The organism is Neobacillus terrisolis (assembly GCF_051233475.1).
Taxonomy (GTDB): domain Bacteria; phylum Bacillota; class Bacilli; order Bacillales; family Cytobacillaceae; genus Bacillus_BU.
Genome location: NZ_JBKFGH010000030.1, coordinates 17,893 through 41,686, shown reverse-complemented (window position 1 = coordinate 41,686; position 23,794 = coordinate 17,893). Strand labels below are relative to the sequence as shown.

Annotated in this window: 24 protein-coding genes; 23 read left to right on the top strand and 1 reads right to left on the bottom strand. The window is 40.4% G+C overall.

The window, feature by feature from the left end:
- Window positions 1–188 precede the first annotated feature (188 nt).
- The 16 genes from ACI48O_RS17995 to spoVM all read left to right on the top strand — a co-directional run bounded on the left by ACI48O_RS17995 (window position 189) and on the right by spoVM (window position 15,182).
- On the top strand, window positions 189–1,064 hold the full coding sequence (locus ACI48O_RS17995; protein ID WP_435563235.1) for a YicC/YloC family endoribonuclease: 876 nt from the start codon (window positions 189–191) through the stop codon (window positions 1,062–1,064).
- Window positions 1,065–1,121: 57 nt separating this feature from the next.
- Window positions 1,122–1,385 carry an extracellular matrix/biofilm regulator RemA gene (gene remA, locus ACI48O_RS17990; protein WP_435563234.1) on the top strand — a complete coding sequence of 88 codons (264 nt, stop codon included), beginning with the start codon at window positions 1,122–1,124 and terminating at the stop codon, window positions 1,383–1,385.
- 11 nt (window positions 1,386–1,396) lie between these two features.
- Window positions 1,397–2,011: a guanylate kinase gene (gene gmk, locus ACI48O_RS17985; protein WP_435563233.1), complete on the top strand. Its 615-nt coding sequence runs from the start codon at window positions 1,397–1,399 to the stop codon at window positions 2,009–2,011.
- 2 nt (window positions 2,012–2,013) lie between these two features.
- Window positions 2,014–2,235 (top strand): DNA-directed RNA polymerase subunit omega, encoded by a 222-nt coding sequence (gene rpoZ, locus ACI48O_RS17980; RefSeq protein ID WP_435563232.1) that lies wholly within the window; start codon window positions 2,014–2,016, stop codon window positions 2,233–2,235.
- Between the two features lie 151 nt (window positions 2,236–2,386).
- The gene (gene coaBC, locus ACI48O_RS17975; RefSeq protein ID WP_435563231.1) at window positions 2,387–3,580 is read left to right on the top strand and encodes a bifunctional phosphopantothenoylcysteine decarboxylase/phosphopantothenate--cysteine ligase CoaBC; all 1,194 of its coding nucleotides are present in this window, start codon (window positions 2,387–2,389) and stop codon (window positions 3,578–3,580) included.
- An 11-nt stretch (window positions 3,581–3,591) separates the two neighbouring features.
- Window positions 3,592–6,009, top strand: a complete 2,418-nt coding sequence (priA, locus tag ACI48O_RS17970; RefSeq protein WP_435563230.1) for a primosomal protein N' — start codon at window positions 3,592–3,594, stop codon at window positions 6,007–6,009.
- A gap of 63 nt (window positions 6,010–6,072) precedes the next feature.
- Entirely contained in the window at window positions 6,073–6,558 is a 486-nt protein-coding gene (def, locus tag ACI48O_RS17965; RefSeq protein WP_435563229.1) for a peptide deformylase, read from the top strand.
- On the top strand, window positions 6,555–7,496 hold the full coding sequence (fmt, locus tag ACI48O_RS17960; protein ID WP_435563228.1) for a methionyl-tRNA formyltransferase: 942 nt from the start codon (window positions 6,555–6,557) through the stop codon (window positions 7,494–7,496). The genes def and fmt overlap by 4 nt, the downstream gene beginning before the upstream one ends.
- Before the next feature lie 8 nt (window positions 7,497–7,504).
- Complete coding sequence (gene rsmB, locus ACI48O_RS17955) at window positions 7,505–8,854, top strand: 16S rRNA (cytosine(967)-C(5))-methyltransferase RsmB (protein WP_435563227.1); 1,350 nt, start codon at window positions 7,505–7,507, stop codon at window positions 8,852–8,854.
- Between the two features lie 13 nt (window positions 8,855–8,867).
- Window positions 8,868–9,947 carry a dual-specificity RNA methyltransferase RlmN gene (gene rlmN, locus ACI48O_RS17950; RefSeq protein ID WP_435563290.1) on the top strand — a complete coding sequence of 360 codons (1,080 nt, stop codon included), beginning with the start codon at window positions 8,868–8,870 and terminating at the stop codon, window positions 9,945–9,947.
- 3 nt (window positions 9,948–9,950) lie between these two features.
- Window positions 9,951–10,703: a Stp1/IreP family PP2C-type Ser/Thr phosphatase gene (locus ACI48O_RS17945; RefSeq protein ID WP_435563226.1), complete on the top strand. Its 753-nt coding sequence runs from the start codon at window positions 9,951–9,953 to the stop codon at window positions 10,701–10,703.
- Window positions 10,704–10,705: 2 nt separating this feature from the next.
- A complete protein-coding gene (gene pknB, locus ACI48O_RS17940; RefSeq protein ID WP_435563225.1) occupies window positions 10,706–12,667 on the top strand; it encodes a Stk1 family PASTA domain-containing Ser/Thr kinase in 1,962 nt (653 codons plus the stop codon).
- Window positions 12,668–12,696: 29 nt separating this feature from the next.
- Window positions 12,697–13,578 carry a ribosome small subunit-dependent GTPase A gene (rsgA, locus tag ACI48O_RS17935; RefSeq protein WP_435563224.1) on the top strand — a complete coding sequence of 294 codons (882 nt, stop codon included), beginning with the start codon at window positions 12,697–12,699 and terminating at the stop codon, window positions 13,576–13,578.
- A gap of 2 nt (window positions 13,579–13,580) precedes the next feature.
- Window positions 13,581–14,225 (top strand): ribulose-phosphate 3-epimerase, encoded by a 645-nt coding sequence (gene rpe, locus ACI48O_RS17930; protein ID WP_435563223.1) that lies wholly within the window; start codon window positions 13,581–13,583, stop codon window positions 14,223–14,225.
- A 126-nt stretch (window positions 14,226–14,351) separates the two neighbouring features.
- The gene (locus tag ACI48O_RS17925; protein ID WP_435563222.1) at window positions 14,352–14,999 is read left to right on the top strand and encodes a thiamine diphosphokinase; all 648 of its coding nucleotides are present in this window, start codon (window positions 14,352–14,354) and stop codon (window positions 14,997–14,999) included.
- A gap of 102 nt (window positions 15,000–15,101) precedes the next feature.
- Window positions 15,102–15,182, top strand: a complete 81-nt coding sequence (gene spoVM / locus ACI48O_RS17920; protein ID WP_435563289.1) for a stage V sporulation protein SpoVM — start codon at window positions 15,102–15,104, stop codon at window positions 15,180–15,182.
- Between the two features lie 235 nt (window positions 15,183–15,417).
- Here the strand turns inward: spoVM and rpmB are convergent, their stop codons facing one another.
- Window positions 15,418–15,606: a 50S ribosomal protein L28 gene (gene rpmB / locus ACI48O_RS17915; protein WP_090830093.1), complete on the bottom strand. Its 189-nt coding sequence runs from the start codon at window positions 15,604–15,606 to the stop codon at window positions 15,418–15,420.
- Between the two features lie 308 nt (window positions 15,607–15,914).
- On the opposite strand from rpmB, the gene ACI48O_RS17910 reads away from it, so the two are divergent.
- The 7 genes from ACI48O_RS17910 (at window position 15,915) to plsX (ending at window position 23,789) form a co-directional block, all read left to right on the top strand.
- Window positions 15,915–16,277, top strand: a complete 363-nt coding sequence (locus ACI48O_RS17910) for an Asp23/Gls24 family envelope stress response protein (RefSeq protein ID WP_435563288.1) — start codon at window positions 15,915–15,917, stop codon at window positions 16,275–16,277.
- A gap of 16 nt (window positions 16,278–16,293) precedes the next feature.
- Entirely contained in the window at window positions 16,294–17,961 is a 1,668-nt protein-coding gene (locus ACI48O_RS17905; protein ID WP_435563221.1) for a DAK2 domain-containing protein, read from the top strand.
- 120 nt (window positions 17,962–18,081) lie between these two features.
- Window positions 18,082–18,744, top strand: a complete 663-nt coding sequence (gene sdaAB, locus ACI48O_RS17900) for an L-serine ammonia-lyase, iron-sulfur-dependent subunit beta (RefSeq protein ID WP_435563220.1) — start codon at window positions 18,082–18,084, stop codon at window positions 18,742–18,744.
- Window positions 18,745–18,769: 25 nt separating this feature from the next.
- The gene (sdaAA, locus tag ACI48O_RS17895) at window positions 18,770–19,666 is read left to right on the top strand and encodes an L-serine ammonia-lyase, iron-sulfur-dependent, subunit alpha (protein WP_435563219.1); all 897 of its coding nucleotides are present in this window, start codon (window positions 18,770–18,772) and stop codon (window positions 19,664–19,666) included.
- Entirely contained in the window at window positions 19,650–21,698 is a 2,049-nt protein-coding gene (gene recG, locus ACI48O_RS17890) for an ATP-dependent DNA helicase RecG (protein ID WP_435563287.1), read from the top strand. The genes sdaAA and recG overlap by 17 nt, the downstream gene beginning before the upstream one ends.
- 508 nt (window positions 21,699–22,206) lie before the next feature.
- Window positions 22,207–22,770: a transcription factor FapR gene (gene fapR, locus ACI48O_RS17885; RefSeq protein WP_435563218.1), complete on the top strand. Its 564-nt coding sequence runs from the start codon at window positions 22,207–22,209 to the stop codon at window positions 22,768–22,770.
- A gap of 17 nt (window positions 22,771–22,787) precedes the next feature.
- Window positions 22,788–23,789 carry a phosphate acyltransferase PlsX gene (plsX, locus tag ACI48O_RS17880; protein WP_435563217.1) on the top strand — a complete coding sequence of 334 codons (1,002 nt, stop codon included), beginning with the start codon at window positions 22,788–22,790 and terminating at the stop codon, window positions 23,787–23,789.
- Window positions 23,790–23,794 lie beyond the last annotated feature (5 nt).

Sequence of the window (23,794 nt, the reverse complement as noted above, 5' to 3'; positions counted from 1 at the left end):
CCCTACGATAAGTCAACATCGAATCGCTTCGCTCTTCGTGTTTCCTTTATCTCAGTCGGTGTGCTCCAGTCCTGTCGTGCGCTACCCGGGCGCTTACGCTTTTCTTTATTTCATACATATCAGTTTGGTATCAACAATTTTTCTTTTCCCGCTTTTTTGATTTTCTTCATAGATTGGATGTGTGGTAAATGGTCGTAAGCATGACAGGTTTTGGTCGCAGTAAAAAGGAGTCCGAACGATGCTCCATTACTGTTGAAGTAAAGACGGTAAACCACCGTTTTTGTGAATTTAATTTTCGAATGCCAAGACAACTATTAAAAATAGAAGATAAATTGAAAAAGAAACTTAGTGAACATATACTTAGAGGAAGAGTCGAAGTATTTGTGACGTTGTCCGGTGAAGCGATAACGAATCGTAAGGTCCATATTGATTGGGCTCTTCTAGATGAATATTATCAATACATAAACTCGATTAAACAAAAATACGGATTGACTGATACTATTTCTTTGAAGGAACTCGTAGCCCGAGAAGAAATGATTAGTATTGAAGAATATGAAGAGGAAAATGATGAGCTTGAAAGCTTGGTCATTTCAGCTGTTGAAGATGCAGTCCTAGGGCTTAAGCAAATGAGACAGGTTGAAGGAGAAGCCTTGCAACAAGACATTTCTGATCATATATCGCAAATGAAGAACCGCCTAATCCAGCTCAAGGAATATACTCCTGTTGTCGTTTCACAATATAAGGAAAGATTGACAAAACGAATGCAGGAATTTCTCGCTGGGCAAATTGATGATGTGAGAATCTTAACCGAAGTAGCGATCTTTGCTGAAAAAGTAGATATCAATGAAGAGTTGAAAAGATTAAATAGTCACATTCAGCAATTTGAGAAAATATTGTTGCTTGATGAACCAGTTGGAAGAAAGCTTGATTTTCTTGTTCAAGAAATGAACCGAGAGGTAAATACAATTGGTTCCAAATCGAATGATTCATCCATAGCTGCGGAAGTGGTTGAAATGAAGAGCTTAATCGAGAAAATAAAAGAACAAGTTCAGAATATTGAATAGAGCGGTTTAGGGAGAGATGCCCGCGGTAAGAATAATTTAGATAATAGGGGGATTATCATGGGGATCAAATTAATTAATATCGGTTTTGGCAATATTGTTTCCGCTAACCGAATAATTTCTATCGTAAGTCCCGAATCCGCACCGATTAAGCGAATTATCCAAGATGCCAGAGAACGTGGGTCTTTGATTGATGCTACTTACGGCAGACGGACACGCGCCGTGATGATTATGGATAGCGATCATGTAATTTTATCTGCTGTTCAACCAGAAACAGTTGCACATAGATTAAATAACCGTGAGGATATCATTGATGAAGGGTAGGATTTACAAATATGCGCGATAAAGGCTTGTTAATCGTTCTTTCCGGGCCTTCCGGAGTTGGAAAAGGGACCGTGCGGAAAGCGATTTTTTCCCAGCCAGACACCGCTTTCGAGTATTCGATTTCGATGACGACAAGAGCACCACGTGAGGGCGAAGTAGATGGAGTGGATTATTTCTTTAAATCTAGGCAAGAATTTGAAGAGCTAATTAAGCAAGGAAAGCTCCTGGAGTATGCTGAATTTGTTGGGAATTACTATGGGACACCGGTTGATTATGTAAGAGAGACACTGGAAAATGGAAAAGATGTATTTCTTGAAATTGAGGTACAAGGGGCGCAGCAGGTGAGGGAGAAATTCCCTGACGGTTTATTTATTTTCCTAGCTCCACCAAGCCTCAGTGAGCTTAAAAATCGAATTACCACAAGGGGAACAGAGACAGAGGAGATCATTAATAATCGAATGACGGTCGCCAAAGAAGAGATCGAAATGATGTCTCTTTACGATTATGTTGTTGAAAATGATCAAGTCGATCACGCTGTTGAAAAAATTAAAGCAATTGTCATTGCAGAGCATTGCCGTAGAACACGAATTGAAAAACGCTATAAAAAAATGCTGGAGGTTGATTAATTATGCTATATCCTTCTATTGATTCTTTATTAACTAAGATTGATTCAAAATACTCATTAGTTTCTGTTGCGGCTAAGCGTGCCAGAAATCTTCAAGAAACAGATGACTATCAGCTTACAAAGTACGTTTCTCATAAAAATGTGGGCAGATCTTTAGAAGAAATCTATGCGGGTAAACTAACATTTACAAACGAACCTAAAAAAGGTGAACCTATTTCTGAATAATAGTAACTTAGATAACAACCTGAAAAGGTTGTTATTTTTTTAAGAGGCTTTTCAAATGGTGAGTTTCGATTTTTTGGTTTATTTTAATGAAAAAAATTTGGTATTCTTGCATAATGAAAGAAAGAAATAGTAATAGGTGGAGGGTACATATATGTTAAACGGGAAAAAGATTTTACTATGTGTGACCGGTGGTATCGCAGTCTTTAAGGCTGCAGCACTAACAAGCAAGCTGACTCAAGCGGGAGCAAATGTAAAAGTTATCCTCAGTGACGCTGCGGCTAAATTTGTAACACCATTAACTTTTCAAGCATTATCAAAGAACGATGTTTATACAGATACATTTGACGAGAAAAATTCAAAGGTTATCGCCCATATCGACCTAGCCGATTGGCCTGATCTAGTTATTGTAGCCCCTGCAACCGCAAATACAATTGGGAAAATTGCCGGGGGGATCGCCGATAATATGATTTCGACAACCTTGCTGGCCACACAGGCACCAGTTTGGATTGCACCAGCGATGAATGTTCATATGTATGATCACCCAGCGGTCAAGAAAAACATCGCAACACTGGCCGAATTTGGGTACCGGTTCATTGAACCAAGCGAAGGTTATTTAGCCTGTGGTTACGTTGGCAAAGGGAGATTAGAAGAACCAGAAAAAATCATCGAGCTTGTTGGTGAATTTTTTAATCGAAAGAAAACGAAGCTTGCCGGACGAAAAGTCATCGTCACTGCAGGACCTACCCGGGAAAAAATAGACCCCGTTCGCTTTATTACCAATCATTCAACTGGAAAGATGGGGTATGCAATTGCTGAGGAAGCGGCAAATGAAGGCGCACAGGTTGTGTTAATCTCTGGCCCGGTTAATATCCCTGCTCCAAATGGAGTTTCAATTGTAAATGTAGAAAGTGCTGAAGACATGTATCAAGCTGTTATGGATCAATATGAAACGGCTGATATCGTGATTAAAACCGCAGCAGTAGCCGATTACCGTCCAAAGGTTAGTCATGACCATAAAATGAAGAAGCAACCCGGAGAAAAGGTGCTTGAATTAGAACGAACAAAAGATATTTTATTTGAGCTTGGTCAAAAAAAGACTGGTCAAATTTTGGTGGGGTTTGCGGCTGAAACCGAGCAGGTTGAGGAATATGCGATGGGAAAATTAAAGAAGAAAAATGCAGATATGATTGTAGCCAACAATGTTAAAACAGCTGGTGCCGGCTTTGGAACGGAAACCAATATTGTTACCATTTATAAAAAGGACGGGACAAGTATTGAATTACCGCTCATGTCAAAGAATCAGGTTGCCCAAAAAATATTGGAACAAATATCGCTGCAATTATAGGATGAGGGAACATGAATATAGCGAGTGTAATCGTTGATGTAGCTGCAAAACAAATCGATAAAGGCTTTGATTACCTCATTCCCGAACAATGGAGAGGCTTGATCGAACCGGGAATGAGGGTTGTTGTTCCATTTGGCCCCCGAAACATACAGGGGTTTGTCTTGGAAGTTAAAGATACTTCAACATATGATATTGAAAAATTAAAAGAAATTATCGAACCGATGGATTTGACACCTGTCCTTAATAAGGAGCTGTTGGAACTGGGGGATTGGCTAACCGAGCAAGTGCTGTCTACAAAAATTTCCGCATTTCAAGCTATGCTCCCGGCCGCTTTAAAAGCACAATATGAAAAGAAAATTCAGCTAGCTCCCCATGCAAATGTAGAAGACATCTCTCCTCTACTACAGCCCTTCTTCAATGAGGGAGGGTCCTTATTATGGAATGATGCGCTTAAGCAGAATGTCATCAATGTGATAAAAAAAGAGGCGGCCAATGGGAACATAGAAGTAATTTATGAAGTAAAAGAGAAAGTTAAGAAAAAGCGCCTCTCCTTTATATTCCCGAAAATTTCAACTGAGCAAATGCAGTTTGAAAAAGAAAACAATATTAAGGGCATAAAGCAGCAAGTATTGCTGGACTATTTTATCGAACATCCGGTACCGATTGAATCTCGTAAGCTTCAAGTGAATTTGTCAGTTGGCCTGGCAACCATTAAAGGCTTGGTTGATAAAGGCATTCTTTTGATCCAGGAAAAAGAAGTGTATCGAGATCCATATGCTGAACGAGAATTTAACAAAACCACACCATTATCATTAACCGATCAACAAGCAGCGGCTATCAAGCCGATTCTTTCTACGATAAGGGAAGATCGACATGAGGTATTTTTATTGTATGGTGTAACGGGAAGCGGAAAAACAGAAATCTATCTTCAATCCATTCAAGAAGTCATTGAAAAAGGGAAAGAAGCTATTGTTCTCGTCCCGGAAATTTCGTTAACACCGCAAATGGTCAACCGCTTTAAGGAGAGATTTGGAGATCTTGTTGCCGTTTTACACAGTGGTCTATCTCAAGGGGAAAAATATGATGAATGGCGAAAGATTCAGCGTAAAGAGGTCCGTGTCGCTGTCGGTGCGAGGTCAGCAATCTTTGCACCATTTGAAAATTTAGGAATTATCATCATTGATGAAGAGCATGAAACAAGTTATAAACAGGAGGAAAATCCTCGTTATCATGCTAGGGATGTGGCCATTCATCGAGCTGAACGATACCAATGTCCGGTTGTCCTTGGCAGTGCGACTCCTTCGTTAGAAACATTTGCCCGGGCTCAAAAAGGGGTTTATCAGCAATTAACTTTATCAAAGCGAATGAATGATCAAGCATTGCCTTCCGTCCAAATTGTTGATATGCGAGAGGAGCTCCGCGCCGGAAATCGCTCGATGTTCTCGAGGGAATTATTTGAGAAGCTTCAGGACCGCTTGGAAAAAAAACAACAAACAGTACTCTTTTTGAATAAACGTGGTCACTCTTCATTTGTTATGTGCAGAGACTGCGGATACGTTGTTCTTTGTCCTCATTGTGAGATCTCCTTAACCTACCACCGTGTACAGGACAATATGAAATGTCATTATTGTGGTTTTGAGACTAGAACTCCAAAGCATTGCCCTGAATGCCAAAGTGAACATATTCGCTATTTCGGAACAGGGACACAAAAGGTAGAAGAAGAGCTTGGTAAGCTATTGCCAGATGCAAGGGTAATCCGGATGGATGTGGATACCACTACCCGCAAAGGCTCACATGAAAAGTTGTTAACCGAGTTTCAGGAAGGCAAGGCTGATATTTTACTAGGCACACAAATGATTGCAAAAGGGCTTGATTTTCCGAATATAACGCTAGTAGGGGTCCTATCTGCAGATACGATGCTGCATCTGCCGGATTTTAGATCATCCGAAAAGACGTTTCAGCTCCTGACTCAAGTGAGCGGAAGAGCAGGCAGGCACCATCTTCCAGGTGAAGTCGTCATTCAAACTTATACACCTGATCATTACAGCATCGAATTAGCGGGTGATCAAGATTTCGACCAGTTTTATGCGAAGGAAATGATGATGCGCAAAACTCATCAATACCCGCCATTTTATTATTTAGCACTCGTTACGGTCAGCCATACGGAATTAATGGAGGTTGTATCTGTCACAGAGAAAATCACCCATTTTTTACGAAAATCTCTTTCCAACAAAGCAGCTGTCTTAGGTCCAGTAGCCTCACCGATCCCAAGGATCAAAGATAGATATCGCTATCAATGTTTGATAAAATACAAACGGGAACCAGAGCTAAGAAATTCATTGAAAAAAATTAGTTCACAATTTTTGCAAGAAACCGGAAAAAACGGCCTGCAAATCTCAATTGATATGAATCCACATATTTTGATGTAAGGTTATGAAGAAGGTTTTTTTAGTAGAAAATGTATATATGAGATAAAAGATGGAGGAACGGAATTGGCAATAAGAAAAATAGTAACTTATCCCGCAGAAATTTTAGAAATAAACTGTGATCAAGTAACGGTCTTCGATAAGAAGCTTGCAAAAATATTAAATGATATGTATGAAACAATGATCGAATTTGATGGAGTTGGATTGGCTGCACCCCAAATTGGCTTAAAACAGCGAATTGCCATCGTCGATATTGACGATGATTTCGGGACAATTGAGTTAATCAATCCTGAAATCCTTGAGGCAACAGGGGAACAAACAGGACCAGAAGGTTGTTTGAGTTTTCCAGGAGTGTATGGAGAAGTAACCCGGGCCAATTATGTAAAGGTAAAGGCTCAAGACCGTAAAGGAAAAACCTTCGTAATCGAAGCGGAGGAATTTTTAGCAAGAGCGATCCAACATGAACTTGATCATTTAGATGGTGTATTGTTTACCTCTAAAATAACCAAATATATTGATGAAAATGAGCTTGAAGGAGGCGAGCAGGCATGACGAAAATAGTTTTTATGGGGACTCCTGATTTTTCAGTGCCCGTTTTAAGATCACTGATCGATCATGGGTATGATGTGATTGCAGTTGTTACGCAGCCGGATAGACCGGTCGGCCGGAAAAAAATCATGACACCGCCTCCTGTTAAAGTGGAAGCTCAAACGAAAGGGATTCCAGTGTTTCAACCTGAAAAAATCCGTCGTCCCGAAGAATTGGCACCAATTTTAGCACTACAACCAGATTTAGTGGTAACAGCTGCCTTTGGGCAAATCCTGCCAAAGGAATTACTTGAAGCACCGAAGTATGGCTGCATTAATGTCCATGCTTCATTGCTCCCTGAACTTCGCGGCGGGGCCCCGATTCATTATTCGATTTTACTTGGTAAAAAGAAAACGGGAATTACGATCATGTATATGGCAGAAAAATTGGATGCAGGCGATATATTGACTCAGGCGGAGGTAGAGATTACCGAAGACGATAATGTTGGAACATTACATGATAAGTTAAGTAAACTTGGGTCGGAGCTCTTGCTAGAAACACTGCCAAAGCTTATTGCCGGTGAACTGACACCGATACCACAAAATGAGGAAGAAGCGACATTTGCACCTAACATTAAACGGGAGCAAGAAAAAATTGATTGGACCAAGCCTGGTGAAGAAATTTATAACCAAATTAGAGGGTTAAATCCATGGCCTGTAGCCTATACCATTTGGAATGACTTGCCGTTAAAGATTTGGCAGTCACGTAAGCTGAACACGGAGAAACAGGCTGAACCAGGTACTGTTATTGATATTCACAAGGACGGAATCGTCATTGCAACCGGAGATCAAACGGCGCTAAAAATTACGGAAATTCAGCCTGCTGGAAAAAAGAAAATGACCACTGAACAATTTTTGCAAGGAAAAGTCTCAATTAGCGTCGGTGATCAGATAGGGGATTAGACATTAACATGAAGACAATCAAAAAAAATGTTCGGGAAACAGCAGTGGAGCTGCTTGAGGCAATCGATAAAAATCAAGCATATAGCAATTTGTTACTCAATAAAACAATTGAAAAAAATCACCTAGACAAAATCGATGTCGGCTTGTTAACTGAACTAACCTACGGGACATTACAGCGTAAGATGACATTGGATTTTTATTTAGAGCCCTTTTTGAAAAATAATAAAAAGCTGGAGAGCTGGGTGATTAATTTATTAAGAATAACCCTTTATCAAATGATTTATTTAGATAAGATTCCTGATCGAGCTGCGATTTTTGAAGCTGTTGAGATTGCCAAAAAACGCGGCCATAAAGGGATTTCTGGTTTGGTAAACGGAGTATTGCGAAACATTCAACGAAGTGGATTACGAGATCTTAAAGAAATAAACGATCCAGTCGAACGATTAGCAATCGAGACGAGTCATCCGCTTTGGTTAGTAAAACGATGGGTTGACCAATTAGGGTTCACTAGAGCAACAGATATGTGCGAAATGAATTTAACTGCACCACTCCAAACAGCTCGGGTCAATTTAACGAAAATTAGCCGTGAAGAGTGTATCTCCCGTTTGGAGGAAGAGGGTTTTGCAGTTGAAAAGAGCCCGATTATTCCAGAGGCAATCAAAGCTTTACGGGGTAATCTTGCCTCTTCCAAAGCTTTTAAAGAGGGTTTGTTAACGATACAGGATGAGAGCTCGATGCTGGTGGCTTATGCTTTAGGCATCCAGTCAAATGAAAAAGTGTTAGATGCTTGTGCTGCACCTGGAGGTAAGACAACCCATATAGCTGAACGTCTAAATGCTACAGGTTCAGTCTATTCTCTTGATCTTCATGAACATAAAGTAAAGCTGATTAAAGAAAACGCAGCACGGTTAGGCTTGAATAATATAGATGCAAAAGCCCTTGACTCAAGGAAGGTTCAGGAGCAGTTTGAAAGCGAAACATTTGACAAAATATTATTAGACGCCCCATGCTCTGGACTCGGTGTCATGCGGCGGAAGCCTGATATGAAATACACAAAAAAAGAAGAAGATCTAGGCAGGCTTCAAGAAATTCAAACAAATTTGCTTAAATCCGTTGCTCCATTACTAAAAAAAGATGGAATTCTTGTATATAGTACATGTACGATAGATAAAGAAGAGAATCAGCAGGTTGTTGAAAACTTTTTAAAGGAGTATCCGGAATTCTCTGGCGATATAACTTTGTCAGACCGGATGCCGGAAGCTGTACGGGCTTTGGTTAACGGTTTTTCTCTGCAAATATTGCCACAGGACTTTGGTTCAGATGGATTTTATATAGCTTGCCTAAGGAAGAAGGTGTAGAAATTTGGAAAATATAGTCACATCACAGAATGAAACACCAAGTGAGGATAAGCGTTCTATTTATTCGCTTCGGCTTGAGGAATTAAGAGTTTGGTTAGCAGAAAATGGTGAGAAACCATTTCGTGCCGAACAGGTCTTTGATTGGTTATACAAAAAAAGAGTAGCATCGTTCGAGGAAATGTCAAACCTTTCGAAAGGATTACGGGAGAAACTCGACGAACAATTTGTATTAACCACGTTAAAAACGATTATCCAACAAACATCTTCAGATGGTACGATTAAGTTTTTATTTGAGTTAAAGGATGGTTTTTCCATCGAAACAGTGTTAATGCGTCATGAGTATGGAAATTCAGTTTGTGTAACGACACAGGTAGGTTGTCGGATTGGCTGTACTTTTTGTGCATCAACGCTCGGTGGTTTAAAACGGAATTTGGAAGCTGGGGAAATTGTCGCTCAAGTGGTAAAAGTACAACAAGCTCTTGATGAAACAGAAGAAAGAGTAAGCTCGATTGTTATCATGGGGATTGGAGAACCATTCGATAACTATGACAATATGCTTTCTTTTCTCAAGATTGTCAATCATGAAAATGGCTTAAATATTGGCGCACGTCATATAACCGTCTCAACGAGTGGAATCATTCCAAAGATTTATGATTTCGCAGACGAGAACATGCAAATTAATTTTGCAATTTCTCTTCATGCACCGAATACGGAGATTAGAAGCAAGCTTATGCCAATTAATCGTGCCTATAATTTGCCTGACTTAATGGAAGCAGTGCGCTATTACATTAAGAAAACAGGAAGACGAGTCAGTTTTGAATATGGATTATTTGGCGGTGTGAACGATCAAGTTAAACATGCTGAAGAGTTAGCAAAATTAATTAAAGGAATCAAATGTCATGTTAATTTAATTCCTGTTAACTATGTTCCCGAGCGGGATTATGTACGAACTCCTAGGAATCAAATATTTGAATTTGAAAATACATTAAAAAAACATGGAATCAATGTAACGATTCGCCGCGAGCACGGGCATGATATCGATGCAGCATGTGGCCAGCTTCGTGCTAAGGAGCGGAAAGAGGAGACGAGATAAAGAATGAAAGCTGTTTTTATGACAGACCAAGGGAAAATTCGCCAACATAATGAAGACAATGGCGGAATTTTTGTCAATAAGGCCGGCCAGCGCCTTGCTATTGTCGCTGATGGCATGGGCGGCCACCGAGCTGGCGATGTGGCGAGTGAAATGGCAATCTCAAATCTTAAGGAATATTGGGAAAACACAGCGGTAATCGCTACTGCTGAAGCTGCCGAAACTTGGATCCGTGATCACATAAATATGGTGAACAGCAAAATTTTTCAGCATGCCCAAAACCATCAGGAATGTGAAGGAATGGGGACGACCATTGTAGCAGCCATTTGTACGAACAGATTTACAACCATTGCAAATATCGGGGATAGCCGTTGCTATATGTCCAATGAGATGGGCTTTAAGCAGATTACTGAAGACCATTCTTTAGTTAACGAGTTGGTTCGTTCCGGGCAAATTTCGAAAGAAGATGCTGAGCATCATCCGCGGAAAAACTTGTTATTACGGGCGTTAGGAACAGAATTAAATGTCGAAATGGATATTAAGACGATTACCTTTGAAGAAGGAGACTTGCTTCTTTTATGCTCTGACGGATTGTCCAACAAAGTAAAAGAAGAAGAACTTGTTGAAGTTTTGATTCAGGAATTTCCGTTAGAACAAAAAGCTTCCCGTCTGATTGAACTCGCTAACCTTTATGGTGGCGAGGATAACATCACCCTTGTTATTGTAGAATTTTATGATTCATGCGAAAGTGGTGAATGAACATGATGATAGGGAAACGAGTCAGCGGCCGCTATAAGATTCTCGAAATGATTGGCGGCGGAGGTATGGCCAACGTCTATTTAGCACATGATATGATTTTAGACCGGGATGTAGCAGTGAAAATGCTCCGCCTTGATTTTGCAAATGATGAAGAATTTATTCGCAGATTTCATCGTGAAGCTCAATCTGCAACAAGCTTGGTTCATCCTAATATTGTCAGCATTTATGATGTTGGCGAAGAACAAGATCTCTACTATATTGTCATGGAGTACGTAGAAGGCCAAACATTAAAACAATACATACAACATAATTCATCGCTGCCGGTGGAAAAAACACTCAATATTATGAAGCAGCTTACATCGGCAATATCCCATGCCCATCAAAACCATATCATTCACCGTGATATAAAACCGCATAATATTCTCATTGATCCTTTAGGCAATGTGAAAATTACCGATTTTGGGATTGCGATGGCGCTAAGTGCTACAAGTATTACCCAAACGAATTCTGTTCTAGGCTCTGTTCATTATTTGTCTCCTGAACAAGCACGGGGTGGTATGGCCACTAAAAAATCAGATATTTATTCACTTGGAATTGTTATGTTTGAGTTGCTTACCGGAAGACTGCCATTTTCCGGAGAGTCTGCGGTATCCATTGCTCTTAAACATTTACAATCTGAAACTCCATCTGTTCGAAGATGGAATCCGCTTATTCCGCAAAGTGTGGAAAATATTGTCCTTAAGGCAACGGCTAAGGATCCTTTCCATCGCTATGACAGTGTGGAGGAAATGGAAGAAGATTTGCAGACGGCCCTTTCTCATGAACGGATAAATGAACCAAAATTTGTGATTCCCGTTGATGATGAGGCGACCAAAGCGATTCCGATTATTACAAATGATCGCCCATACCAAAATTTGGACGAAACGATTGTTCATGGTAAGGATAAGCAGGGGTCGGGTTCACCACAGGATAAGAAAGAACCGAAGAAGAAAAAAAGGAAAAAATGGCCAATTGTTCTCGTTTCCATCTTCGCTTTTCTAGTCTTGTTTGGAATCTTCGCGGTTACCGTTTTACCAGATTTGTTAGAACCGAAGGATGTTGAGGTTCCGGATGTCAGTGGAATGGAGCTTGAAGAAGCGATTACTGAGCTTGTTTCCGCAGGTTTCAAGGTCGGGGATACCATTGAGACAAACAGCGATGAGGTTGCAGAAGGATATGTGATTAGAACGGACCCTAAAGCGGGGAAATTTGTTAAAGAGGGTCAAAAAATAGATGTCTACCAAAGCATCGGGAAAGAAAAACAAAAGCTTTCTGATTATGTTGGCCGTGATTATGATGACGTCCTCCGTCTAGTAGAAAAGAAAAACTTTAAAGATATTACTAAAATTGAAGTTTATGACGAAAGTGAACCAGGGACAATATTAAAACAATTCCCAGAAGCAGATGCTGAAGTCCTTCCTGAGGATACCATCCTTGAGTTTACAGTAAGCAAAGGTCCGGAAAAAATTAAGTTGAAAGACTTAACCGAATTTAATTCAAAAAGTGTTCAAGATTATGCTCAATCCGTCGGACTTACTATCGATATGACGCAAGAACAATATCACGATACGATTGCTAAAGGCTTGGTGGTTTCACAAAATCCAGCACCAGGAACGGAGCTGAATAAAGGGGACAAAGTAGCGGTAATCATGTCTAAAGGGAAAGAAGAAATTCCTCCTAAATTGGTTACGAAAAAGTTTATAATCCCATACCAGCCGTCTACTCCTGGGCAGGCAAATAATGTTCAAGTTTATATTGAAGATGCAGATAATAGTATGACCGAGCCATATGAAACGCTCATTATCTCTCAAAATGTTACGAAAGAATATCAATTTAGAATTCATGCAGGAAAAGTCGGTTGGATTAGAGTCGTCCGTGACAACACGGTAATTATTGATGAAGAGATTCCATATCCGGGTGATTAATGTCTATATTTTAGTTAAGGAGTGTTGCTATGCCTGAGGGCAAAATCATAAAGGCGTTAAGTGGTTTTTATTATGTACTCGGTGATGAAGGATTGGTTCAATGCCGGGGCAGAGGGGTTTTTCGAAAAAATAAAGTGACTCCTTTAGTCGGTGATCATGTCGTTTATCAAGCTGAAAATGATCAGGAAGGCTATATACTAGAGGTTAAAGAGCGGAAAAACGAACTTGTCAGACCGCCTATTTCCAATGTGGATCAAGCTATTCTTGTCTTTTCTGCAGTAGAACCTGACTTTAGTACAACCTTACTAGACCGTTTTCTTGTGCTGGTTGAATTTAATCATATAAAACCAATCATTTGCATCACAAAATTAGATTTGGCGAATGAGAAACAAAAAGCAAATCTTGACCAATATGTGGCCCATTATCGCAAAGCAGGGTATGACGTGATCCTAACTTCTTCGGAAACTGAATTAGGAATCGCTGAACTAATGCCGTTTCTTGAAGGGGAAATATCGGTATTTGCAGGACAATCGGGTGTAGGAAAATCATCCTTACTAAACGTATTACGTCCTGATTTAGAATTAAAAACAAACGATATTTCTTCCCACCTTGGCCGGGGAAAACACACAACTCGTCACGTTGAGCTTATTGAAGTGGGAAATGGACTTGTTGCGGATACACCTGGATTTAGTTCATTGGATTTCACGGACATTGAAGCAGAACAACTGTCCTCCTGTTTTCCAGAAATGGCTTTACAAAGTGAAAATTGCAAATTTAGAGGTTGTCTTCACCTCTCCGAACCGAAATGTGCGGTAAAGGCAGCCATAGAATCAGGGGAAATTCCGGAATACCGATATGAGCACTATAAAGATTTTCTACAAGAAATTAAAGAGAGAAAGCCGAGGTATTAATCATGGTTAAAATTGCACCATCCATATTATCTGCAGATTTTTCAAAATTGGGAGAAGAGATTAAAGATGTGGAAGCAGGAGGAGCTGATTACATTCACGTCGATATAATGGACGGACATTTTGTCCCAAATATTACAATCGGCCCGCTTATTGTTGAAGCGATTCGCCCTGTTACCAAATTACCGTTGGATGTTCATCTTATGATTGAAAATCCAGATCAATACATTGAAGCGTTCGCGAAGGCCGGAGCTGATTATATTACCGTTCATGTAGAAGCATGCAGACATCTTCATCGCACGCTTGCTTATATTAAATCCTTCGGTGTAAAAGCCGGAGTTGTATTAAATCCAGCAACACCTGTGGAAATGATCCAGCACGTAATCGAAGAGCTTGATATGGTCCTGTTTATGACTGTTAACCCAGGCTTTGGCGGTCAAGCGTTCATCCCTTCCGTATTACCGAAAATCAGCCAATTAAAAGAAATGGCAGAAGCAAAGGGCCATAATCTTGAAATTGAAGTAGACGGTGGCGTTAATGCGGAAACGGCAAAGCTATGTATCGAAGCGGGTGCAACAGTATTAGTTGCCGGCTCAGCTGTCTATAATCAACAGGACAGAGGCAAAGCCATCGCAGAATTAAGAGGATAAGCAAATTTACAAAGAGTCAGCGGAATGCTGACTCTTTTTCAAAAGGATAAATTAAAGGGAGCGAATTTCGCAAAAATATACAAGGACATAGTGTTTCAAAAACAAATCCAAATTCAGGTGAGAATCATGATTATTAATATTGTTGGCGGCGGCCCGGTTGACCATCTGCCAGATTTGCAAACCTATAATGAAGAAACAGCTATTTGGGTTGGCGTCGATAAAGGGGCCACAATCCTACTAGCCAATGGAATCAAACCGGCCATTTGCTTTGGCGATTTTGACTCTGTGTCATTTGAAGAATGGCAGCAAATTGAAATGAAAGTAAACGGCATTCATAAATTTAAATCGGAAAAAGATGAAACGGATATGGAATTAGCGATTAATTGGGGATTGGAACAAGGGGCGGAAACGATCCGAATTTTTGGCGGTACTGGTGGAAGATTGGATCATTTTTTTGCCAATGTCCAATTATTACTTAAACCGATCCTTCAAGGATCTAAAACCGAAGTGATGATAATTGATTCCCAAAACATTCTGTTTGCAAAGTCTGCCGGAGAACATACCTTATTAAAACTCCCAGAAAAAAAATATATTTCTTTTATCCCGATTACACCGATCGTAACCAGTCTAACACTTATAGGATTTAAATATCCATTAACCGATTGTCATATTCCCTTAGGATCTACATTATGTATTAGTAATGAACTTACTCTTGATTGTGGTACTTTTTCGTTCACAGAAGGCATATTAATGGTGATAAGAAGTTGTGATTAAAAAACACCCTAATAGAGAGTACTTATCTTAATTCATTGAATATGATGTAAGGACAAAAGGAAAACAGTGCTGGATTGTTTTAGATGGTGAGGAGGGACAAATATGAGATTTTATACGATCAAACTGCCGAAGTTTTTAGGTGGACTTGTCCGTGTAATGATAGGAGCATTTAAAAAAGGATAATTTGTTAAAAGGGATGTTTCTTATATATATAAGATAAACAAATACTATATACACCCATTTATTGGGTGTTTTTTTATTTAAGTCCTTTGTTGGTTACAAAAACCGCAGGTGAAATCGGCCAAACTATAACCAATAGCCCGAACCTCCCAATTGATTATTTTTAAAAAACATCAATTTAAAAATGAACACTGCCAGAAAATAAAAAGACACCCAAAGGGGTGTCTTTGACGCTTCATTATACGCGTTCTACTTTACCGGACTTTAACGCTCTTGCTGAAACCCAAACTCGCTTAGGCTTTCCGTCAACAAGAATGCGTACTTTTTGAAGGTTAGCGCCCCATGTACGCTTGTTAGCATTCATCGCGTGGGAACGTGCATTACCTGTAGTGGTTTTCTTACCAGTGATTACACATTTACGTGGCATGTTTCTTTCCCTCCTTACTACCGAAGCTTGAAACTATTTTTTTCATGCTGGTATTTACATTCGCCAGATTATGCCCGACAAATAAAGTACATTTGTAATTGTTTCAGACATAAAAAGATACTTTAATAATTTATCACACAACTTCTTGGAATGCAATAGCTATGGGCATAAGCTTTCAAGAAAAATCCCTTGACATAGGAAAGTCGCGATTGTCCATAATAAGACAGAGGAAGTACCGCTTTCAAAATCGAACAGCTTATAGTAAAATGACTTTAGTCAAGCAGCAATTTCCAAAGGGGGAACGATTTATGTCAATTGAACTGAAAACACAGTACGGGCAAATTGATATTTCAAATGAAGTAATCGCCACTATTGCAGGCGGTGCAGCTACTGATTGCTATGGGATCGTAGGAATGGCTTCTAAGCAGCAGTTAAAAGACGGTTTGACCGAAATCTTGCGCAAAGAAAACTTCACGCGCGGCGTGATCGTTCGCCAGGAAAATGAAGAAGTACATATCGATATGTATATTATCGTTAGTTACGGAACGAAGATTTCCGAGGTTGCTCACAATGTACAATCAAAAGTGAAATACACATTGGACAAAACCGTGGGGCTTGCAGTTGACTCGGTAAATATTTACGTTCAGGGTGTTCGTGTAACGCACCCGTAGTGAGGAGGAAAGATTTGTGTCGATTAACGTCTTAGATGGTAACCGTTTCGCAGAAATGATTCTTTTAGGTGCAAATCATTTATCTGCTAATTCAAAATATGTCGATGCGTTGAACGTTTTTCCCGTTCCTGATGGAGACACAGGAACAAATATGAACTTGTCAATGAGTTCCGGGGCGAAAGAGGTAAGAAATAATACGCAGGGACATATTGGAAAAGTGGGGACAGCTTTATCTAAAGGGCTATTAATGGGTGCTAGAGGTAATTCTGGAGTAATATTATCACAATTATTTCGTGGTTTTGCTCGGAATATTGAGCAAAAATCAGAAATAAACGGGAAAGATTTTGCGGCCGCTCTCGAAGCAGGGGTAGAAACAGCGTATAAGGCTGTTATGAAACCTGTTGAAGGTACCATTTTAACAGTTGCAAAGGATTCAGCCAAAAAAGCAGTTCAGGTTGCAAAAAAACAGTCTGATCTCATCGTCATTATGGAAGAAGTCGTCAAGGAAGCAAAAGCTTCCCTAAATCGTACGCCTGATCTCCTTCCTGTATTAAAAGAGGTAGGAGTAGTTGATAGTGGCGGTCAAGGATTAGTTTTTGTTTATGAAGGCTTCCTGGCGCAGTTGAAAGGTGAATCTCTTCCTGAAAACCCTATCGCCCAAGTGAAAATGGAAGAACTAGTAAGTGCGGAGCATCATAAAAGTGTACAAAGCCATATTCAAACGGAAGATATTGAATTTGGGTATTGTACAGAGTTTATGGTTAAGTTGGATAGTGAGAAGCACCCTTTTTCTGAAGAAACTTTCCGTCAAGATTTAAGTCAACACGGTGACTCCTTACTTGTTATTGCAGATGAAACGTTAGTCAAGGTTCATATTCATGCCGAACATCCTGGTGAAGTTTTATCTTATGGTCAGCAATATGGCAGTCTTGTAAATATGAAAATTGAAAACATGCGTGAACAGCATACCGCCATCGTTGGGGATCATCATTCTGAAGCACCGGCCCCTGTTGCGAAAAAAGAAAAAGCAGAGTATGGAATTGTAACTGTTTCTATGGGCTCAGGAATTGCTGAGTTATTCCGTAGCATCGGTGCTCATGCTGTCATTGAAGGCGGACAAACGATGAATCCAAGTACAGAGGATATTGTTTCCGCAATTAAACAAGTAAACGCAAAGAAAGTCATTGTTCTTCCAAATAATAAAAATATTATTATGGCAGCAGAGCAGGCGGCCGAGGTTGCCGATGAAGAAGTCATTGTGATTCCTTCGAAGACGGTTCCTCAAGGTATGTCCGCTATGCTCGCCTTTAATCCGAGTGCGGAGTTAGCTGATAATAAAGAAGCGATGACAGAAGCACTTAGCCATGTGAAAACAGGGCAAATTACCTTTGCTGTAAGAGATACAAGCATTGATGGACTTTCAATTGAAAAAGATGACTTTATGGGCATTTTCGATGGGAAAATAGTCGTAAAAGATAAAGATAAGGTAAAGGCTGCACAAGAATTATTAACAGCTATGATTGACGAAGATGCCGAAATCCTTACCATTTTAAAAGGTGAAGATGCCACGCAAGATGAGGTTGCAGCACTCACAGAATTTATTGAATCTAAATTTCCAGATATCGAAATTGAAACCCATAATGGTGAACAGCCATTATATGCTTTCATTTTTGCTATTGAGTAAAAATAATTTTAATATATCATGGAATAGAAGGGACTTCCCTTCTATTTTTTTCTTTTATAGAGAGCTATTTAAAGGGTTCATCATACAATAGAATCATAGACCTGGAAAGGATGCAGCCGTATGAAATACAAAAGTGTTTTTGACATAATAGGGCCGATCATGATTGGTCCGTCAAGCTCACATACTGCTGGGGCAGCACGGATTGGACGAGTGGCAAGGAGTTTATTTGCAAGACAACCCAAATGGGCCGAGATCCGTCTTTATGGATCATTTGCAAAAACCTATCGCGGACACGGAACTGATGTCGCTATCGTTGGGGGAATCTTAGATTTTGATACCTTTGATGAAAGAATTATTGATTCGTTAACAATCGCCAAGACTGCTGGTATGGAAATCAATTTTCATGAAGAAGATGCGATTCCTAATCATCCTAATACCGCTAAAGTGAGAATTGGCGATGAAAATGGGGAATTGGAGCTCGTCGGTATTTCAATTGGTGGCGGAAAAATAGAGATTATTGAGTTAAACGGTTTTCAATTAAAACTCTCCGGAAATCATCCCGCTATTTTGGTTTCTCATAATGACAAGTTTGGGACGATCGCCAGTGTCTCAAATACACTGGCAAAGTACGAAATCAATATTGGACATATGGAGGTGTCTCGTAAGGACGTTGGGCAGCAGGCACTTATGACAATTGAGGTTGATCAAAACATTGATGATGCGATTCTAAATGAAATTGAAAAACTTCCCAATGTTATCAAGGTAACGAAAATCGTAGATTGATAGGCTAGCGAAGGAGGACACCCAATTGTTTCGTAATGTAGCTGAATTGGTTAAACTCGCAGAAGATCAAAATAAACAAATAGCCGAAATTATGATTGAGCAGGAATTAAAGGTAACAGGTCGGACAAGAGAAGAAATTTTTCAATTAATGGAACAGAATTTAACGGTGATGGAACAAGCGGTTGAACGTGGAATAAAAGGGGTTCACTCTCATTCAGGACTAACGGGAGGGGACGCGGTTCTTTTACAAAAATATATAGAAAAAGGTCAATTTTTATCTGGTGAGACCATTTTGGATGCGGTTAGTAAGGCTGTTGCCACCAATGAGGTCAACGCTGCGATGGGTACGATTTGTGCTACCCCGACAGCAGGCAGTGCTGGTGTCGTTCCAGGAACCTTATTCGCTGTGAAAACCAAACTTAATCCAACACGAGAACAAATGATCAAATATTTGTTTACCGCTGGCGCCTTTGGATTTGTAGTTGCGAACAACGCTTCTATTTCTGGTGCAGCCGGCGGGTGTCAAGCGGAGGTAGGATCAGCTTCCGGAATGGCCGCCGCCGCGCTTGTGGAAATGGCTGGAGGAACACCAAAGCAATCTGCAGAAGCGATGGCAATAACGCTGAAAAATATGTTAGGCTTAGTATGTGATCCGGTTGCAGGTTTAGTTGAAGTTCCTTGTGTAAAAAGAAATGCTATGGGCGCTTCAAATGCCATGATTGCAGCCGATATGGCTCTTGCAGGCATTACGAGCCGGATTCCATGTGATGAAGTAATTGAAGCCATGTTTAAAATCGGTCAAACGATGCCGGCTACACTGAGAGAAACAGGACAAGGAGGGTTGGCGGTTACGAAGACAGGTCGTATGCTTGAAGCGAAGATTTTCGGAAAACCGCTTGATAAACGTGAATCAAAACCTTAAAGAACCGGTTACTGTCTTAAAAGGAATTGGGGAAGAAACGGCAGAAATTTTAACAGAAATGAATATATATACTGTTCAAGATTTACTTGAGCATTTTCCGTACCGTTATGAGGATTACCGGTTACGCGATTTAGCAGAGGTTAAGCATGATGAACGAGTAACCGTTGAGGGAAAGGTTCATAGTGAGCCATCTCTCCTTTTTTATGGTCGCAAAAAATCCCGGTTGATTATTAGATTGTTAGTGGACCGTTATTTAATACAGGTCGTTTTCTTTAACCAACCGTTTTTAAAAAAGAAAATTGCCTTAAATCAAATCGTTACCGTTACAGGAAAATGGGATCAGCATCGCCAAACCATTACCGCAACTGAAATACATATTGGTGAATACTCGAAGGGGAAAGAGCTTGAACCGGTATATGCAGTGAAAGGGCAGCTAACGGTTAAAGGGATTCGCAAGTTTATAAAGCTTGCGTTTCAATATGTGAACAACAATCTCGATGAGACTTTACCGGAGTCTATGTTAAATCGCTACAAATTGCTGCGAAGGAAGGATGCGCTAAGGGCTTTGCATTTTCCTTTATCGCAGGATGATGTAAAACAGGCGAGGCGTCGCTTTGTATACGAAGAATTTCTATATTTTCAATTGAAGATGCAAGCTTTGCGGAAGTATGAGCGAGAACAATCAGCAGGGACAGCCCTAGAATATGACGAGGGAAAGCTCGAACAGTTTATTGCTGGGCTCCCTTTTCCCTTAACGAATGCCCAGATCCGTGTGGTAAAGGAAATTTTAACTGACCTAAAATCCCCATATCGAATGAATCGACTCCTCCAGGGCGATGTCGGTTCAGGTAAAACCGTGGTGGCTGCAATCGGTCTTTATGCAGGTGTGATAGCAGGCGTTCAAGGGGCGCTTATGGTCCCTACTGAAATCCTGGCTGAGCAGCATGCTGAATCGTTACGAGGGTTACTCGAGCCTTTTGGGGTTAGATGTGAGCTGTTGACAAGCTCAGTAAAGGGGAAGCGCCGTAAGGAAATACTTGAGAGCTTGTCAAAGGGTGAAATCAATGTGTTAATCGGGACACATGCCTTGATTCAGGAAGAGGTTCAATTCAAGAAATTAGGCTTTGTTATAACAGACGAACAGCATCGTTTCGGAGTGGAACAACGAAGAGTTCTCAGGGAAAAGGGAGAAAATCCCGATGTGCTGTTTATGACAGCAACACCTATTCCGAGAACACTGGCGATAACGGTATTCGGCGAAATGGATGTATCGATTATTGATGAAATGCCAGCTGGACGGAAAGCGATTGAGACATATTGGGCCAAGCACGATATGCTTGACCGTGTTTTAGGATTTATGGAAAAAGAATTAGTGAAGGGCAGACAAGCTTATGTAATCTGTCCACTGATAGAAGAATCAGAGAAACTTGATTTGCAAAATGCCATCGATGTTCATAGCACATTAACGCATTTTTTCGGAAATCGTGCTCGGGTAGGGTTGATGCATGGCAAATTGAGTGCGGATGAAAAAGATACCATTATGAAAGAGTTTAGTAGAAATGAAGTTCAGGTTCTTGTTTCCACAACGGTGGTTGAGGTGGGAGTGAATGTTCCAAATGCGACGTTTATGCTTATTTATGATGCCGAACGATTTGGTTTAGCTCAGCTCCACCAGCTTCGCGGCCGGGTTGGTCGGGGAACGGAACAATCCTTCTGTATTTTGCTGGCCGATCCAAAAACAGAGGTAGGCAAAGAACGAATGAAAATCATGACCGAAACCAATGATGGATTTGTTGTCAGTGAAAAGGACCTGGAGCTAAGAGGTCCCGGCGACTTTTTCGGCAGAAAACAAAGTGGTCTTCCTGAGTTTAAACTAGCTGATTTGGTTCACGATTACCGGGCCCTTGAGACGGCTAGAAGTGATGCCGCCGCATTAATCGAATCAACTGTATTTTGGACTGCAGCAGAGTACGCTCCGTTAAGAGCATACTTGGAGGAGTCTGGAGCCATGGCGGGGGAAAAGCTGGATTAACTTTTATAATCTGTTTGGTGGATGAAAAAGTTAGTGGAGTGGGTTTACTGGCCAAAACCGAGGAAGAAAACCTGTAGAATGGCAGTAAGCGGTCTTACTGGCCAAAACCGAGGAAGAAAACCTGTAGAATGGCCAGTAAAGCGGTCTTACTGGCCAAAACCGAGGAAGAAAACCTGTAGAATGGCCAGTATAGCGGTCTTACTGACCAAAACCGAGGAAAAAAACCTGTAGAATGGCCAGTAAAGTGGTCTTACTGACCAAAACCGAGGAAGAAAACCTGTAGAATGGTCAGTAAAGTGGTCTTACTGACCAAAACCGAGAAAGAAAGCCTAAAGAATGGCCAGTAAAGCGATCTTACTGACCAAAACCGAGGAAGAAAACCTAAAGAATGGCCAGTAAGTCAGTCTTTATGCCAAAAGTCGATGAAGAAATTTATCTTGCAATCTATAACCTCAACTTATATACTACTATTAGTACCTAGTCATAAGATCTCGGACGGTGTGATGATATGAGACGGAATAAAAAAGAACGTCAACAATTATTAACAAAAACAATTAAAGACAATCCGTTTATTACAGATGAAGAACTTGCGGATAAATTTTCTGTAAGTGTTCAAACGATTAGACTAGACCGCTTGGAATTATCGATTCCTGAGCTACGCGAACGAATCAAACATGTAGCAGAAAAAAGGTTTGATGATGAGGTTCGCTCCTTGCCGATTGATGAAATTATTGGTGAAATTATTGATATAGAATTAGACAAAAGTGCCATTTCGATTTTTGATGTGAGAAGTGAGCATGTTTTTAAACGAAATCAAATTGCCCGCGGCCACCATTTATTTGCTCAGGCAAATTCCCTGGCAGTTGCCGTGATTGACGATGAATTAGCATTAACAGCCAAAGCAAATATTCTTTTTACCCGCCAAGTAAAAGAAAATGAACGTGTTATTGCTAAAGCAAAAGTTGAAAAAATTGATTATGATAGTGGCAGAACATTTGTAGAAGTCACTAGTTTTGTAAATAATGAACTTGTATTTAAAGGCGATTTCGTAATGGTCCGTTCAAATAAATAATTAAAGGATGAGTGATCGTGAAAATTGCTATTGACGCAATGGGAGGCGACAATGCTCCGAAAGAGATTGTGCTCGGAGCGATGAAGGCCATAGGTCAATTTCCAGATTTACATATAACCCTTATCGGTGATGAGTCAAAAATTAATCAGTATTTAACGAACAGTGAAAGAATAGAAGTCATTCATACAGAAGAAGTAATATTGGGGACGGATGAACCAGTAAGAGCAGTTCGTCGGAAAAAGACTGCTTCCATGGTTCTTACCGCTCAAGCTGTAGCGGATGGAAAAGCGGATGCTTGTATTTCTGCCGGAAATACAGGTGCACTTGTTGCAGCCGGCTTGTTCGTGGTTGGACGAATTGAAGGAATCGATCGTCCTGCCTTAGCGCCGACCCTGCCAACAATTGGTGGTGAGGGATTCTTGCTCTTAGACGTAGGTGCTAATGCTGATGCCAAGGCTGAGCATCTGGTACAATACGCGATTATGGGTTCCATTTATGCTGAAAAGGTAAGAGGAATTGCAAAGCCGCGTGTGGGGCTGTTAAACATCGGTTCTGAAGAGAAAAAAGGCAATGACCTGACAAAAAAGGCATTTGAACTTTTAAAAGACGCTGACCTTCATTTTATCGGAAATGTCGAGGCACGTGATTTGTTAGAAGGAGCTGCTGATGTCGTTGTGACGGATGGCTTTACAGGGAATATGGTGTTGAAAACACTAGAAGGAACAGCCCTGTCGGTATTCAAAATGCTCAAAACCGCTTTAATGAGCAGCCTCAAAACGAAAATTGCTGCTGCTGTTTTAAAACCAGACTTATATGAACTCAAAAATAAAATGGATTATTCCGAGTATGGCGGTGCGGGACTTTTTGGACTAAAAGCTCCGGTTATCAAAGCACATGGCTCATCTGATGCGAACGCAATTTATAATGCGATTCGCCAGACAAGGGAAATGGTTGGCGGAGATGTATCTGGCTTAATAAAAAATTCAATCGCCAGCTTAAACGAAAAGATTGAAAAATAAACATG

Bases quoted from the DNA above. Each gene is read 5' to 3' on its own strand.
- gmk (WP_435563233.1), top strand. From the start codon at position 1,397: ATGCGCGATAAAGGCTTGTTAATCGTTCTTTCCGGGCCTTCCGGAGTT.
- sdaAB (WP_435563220.1), top strand. From the start codon at position 18,082: ATGAAATACAAAAGTGTTTTTGACATAATAGGGCCGATCATGATTGGT.
- spoVM (WP_435563289.1), top strand. From the start codon at position 15,102: ATGAGATTTTATACGATCAAACTGCCGAAGTTTTTAGGTGGACTTGTC.
- fapR (WP_435563218.1), top strand. From the start codon at position 22,207: ATGAGACGGAATAAAAAAGAACGTCAACAATTATTAACAAAAACAATT.
- ACI48O_RS17925 (WP_435563222.1), top strand. From the start codon at position 14,352: ATGATTATTAATATTGTTGGCGGCGGCCCGGTTGACCATCTGCCAGAT.
- priA (WP_435563230.1), top strand. From the start codon at position 3,592: ATGAATATAGCGAGTGTAATCGTTGATGTAGCTGCAAAACAAATCGAT.
- rsmB (WP_435563227.1), top strand. From the start codon at position 7,505: ATGAAGACAATCAAAAAAAATGTTCGGGAAACAGCAGTGGAGCTGCTT.
- ACI48O_RS17945 (WP_435563226.1), top strand. From the start codon at position 9,951: ATGAAAGCTGTTTTTATGACAGACCAAGGGAAAATTCGCCAACATAAT.
- ACI48O_RS17995 (WP_435563235.1), top strand. From the start codon at position 189: ATGGTCGTAAGCATGACAGGTTTTGGTCGCAGTAAAAAGGAGTCCGAA.
- fmt (WP_435563228.1), top strand. From the start codon at position 6,555: ATGACGAAAATAGTTTTTATGGGGACTCCTGATTTTTCAGTGCCCGTT.
- rpe (WP_435563223.1), top strand. From the start codon at position 13,581: ATGGTTAAAATTGCACCATCCATATTATCTGCAGATTTTTCAAAATTG.
- rpoZ (WP_435563232.1), top strand. From the start codon at position 2,014: ATGCTATATCCTTCTATTGATTCTTTATTAACTAAGATTGATTCAAAA.
- coaBC (WP_435563231.1), top strand. From the start codon at position 2,387: ATGTTAAACGGGAAAAAGATTTTACTATGTGTGACCGGTGGTATCGCA.
- pknB (WP_435563225.1), top strand. From the start codon at position 10,706: ATGATGATAGGGAAACGAGTCAGCGGCCGCTATAAGATTCTCGAAATG.
- rsgA (WP_435563224.1), top strand. From the start codon at position 12,697: ATGCCTGAGGGCAAAATCATAAAGGCGTTAAGTGGTTTTTATTATGTA.
- ACI48O_RS17910 (WP_435563288.1), top strand. From the start codon at position 15,915: ATGTCAATTGAACTGAAAACACAGTACGGGCAAATTGATATTTCAAAT.
- rpmB (WP_090830093.1), bottom strand. From the start codon at position 15,606: ATGCCACGTAAATGTGTAATCACTGGTAAGAAAACCACTACAGGTAAT.
- remA (WP_435563234.1), top strand. From the start codon at position 1,122: ATGGGGATCAAATTAATTAATATCGGTTTTGGCAATATTGTTTCCGCT.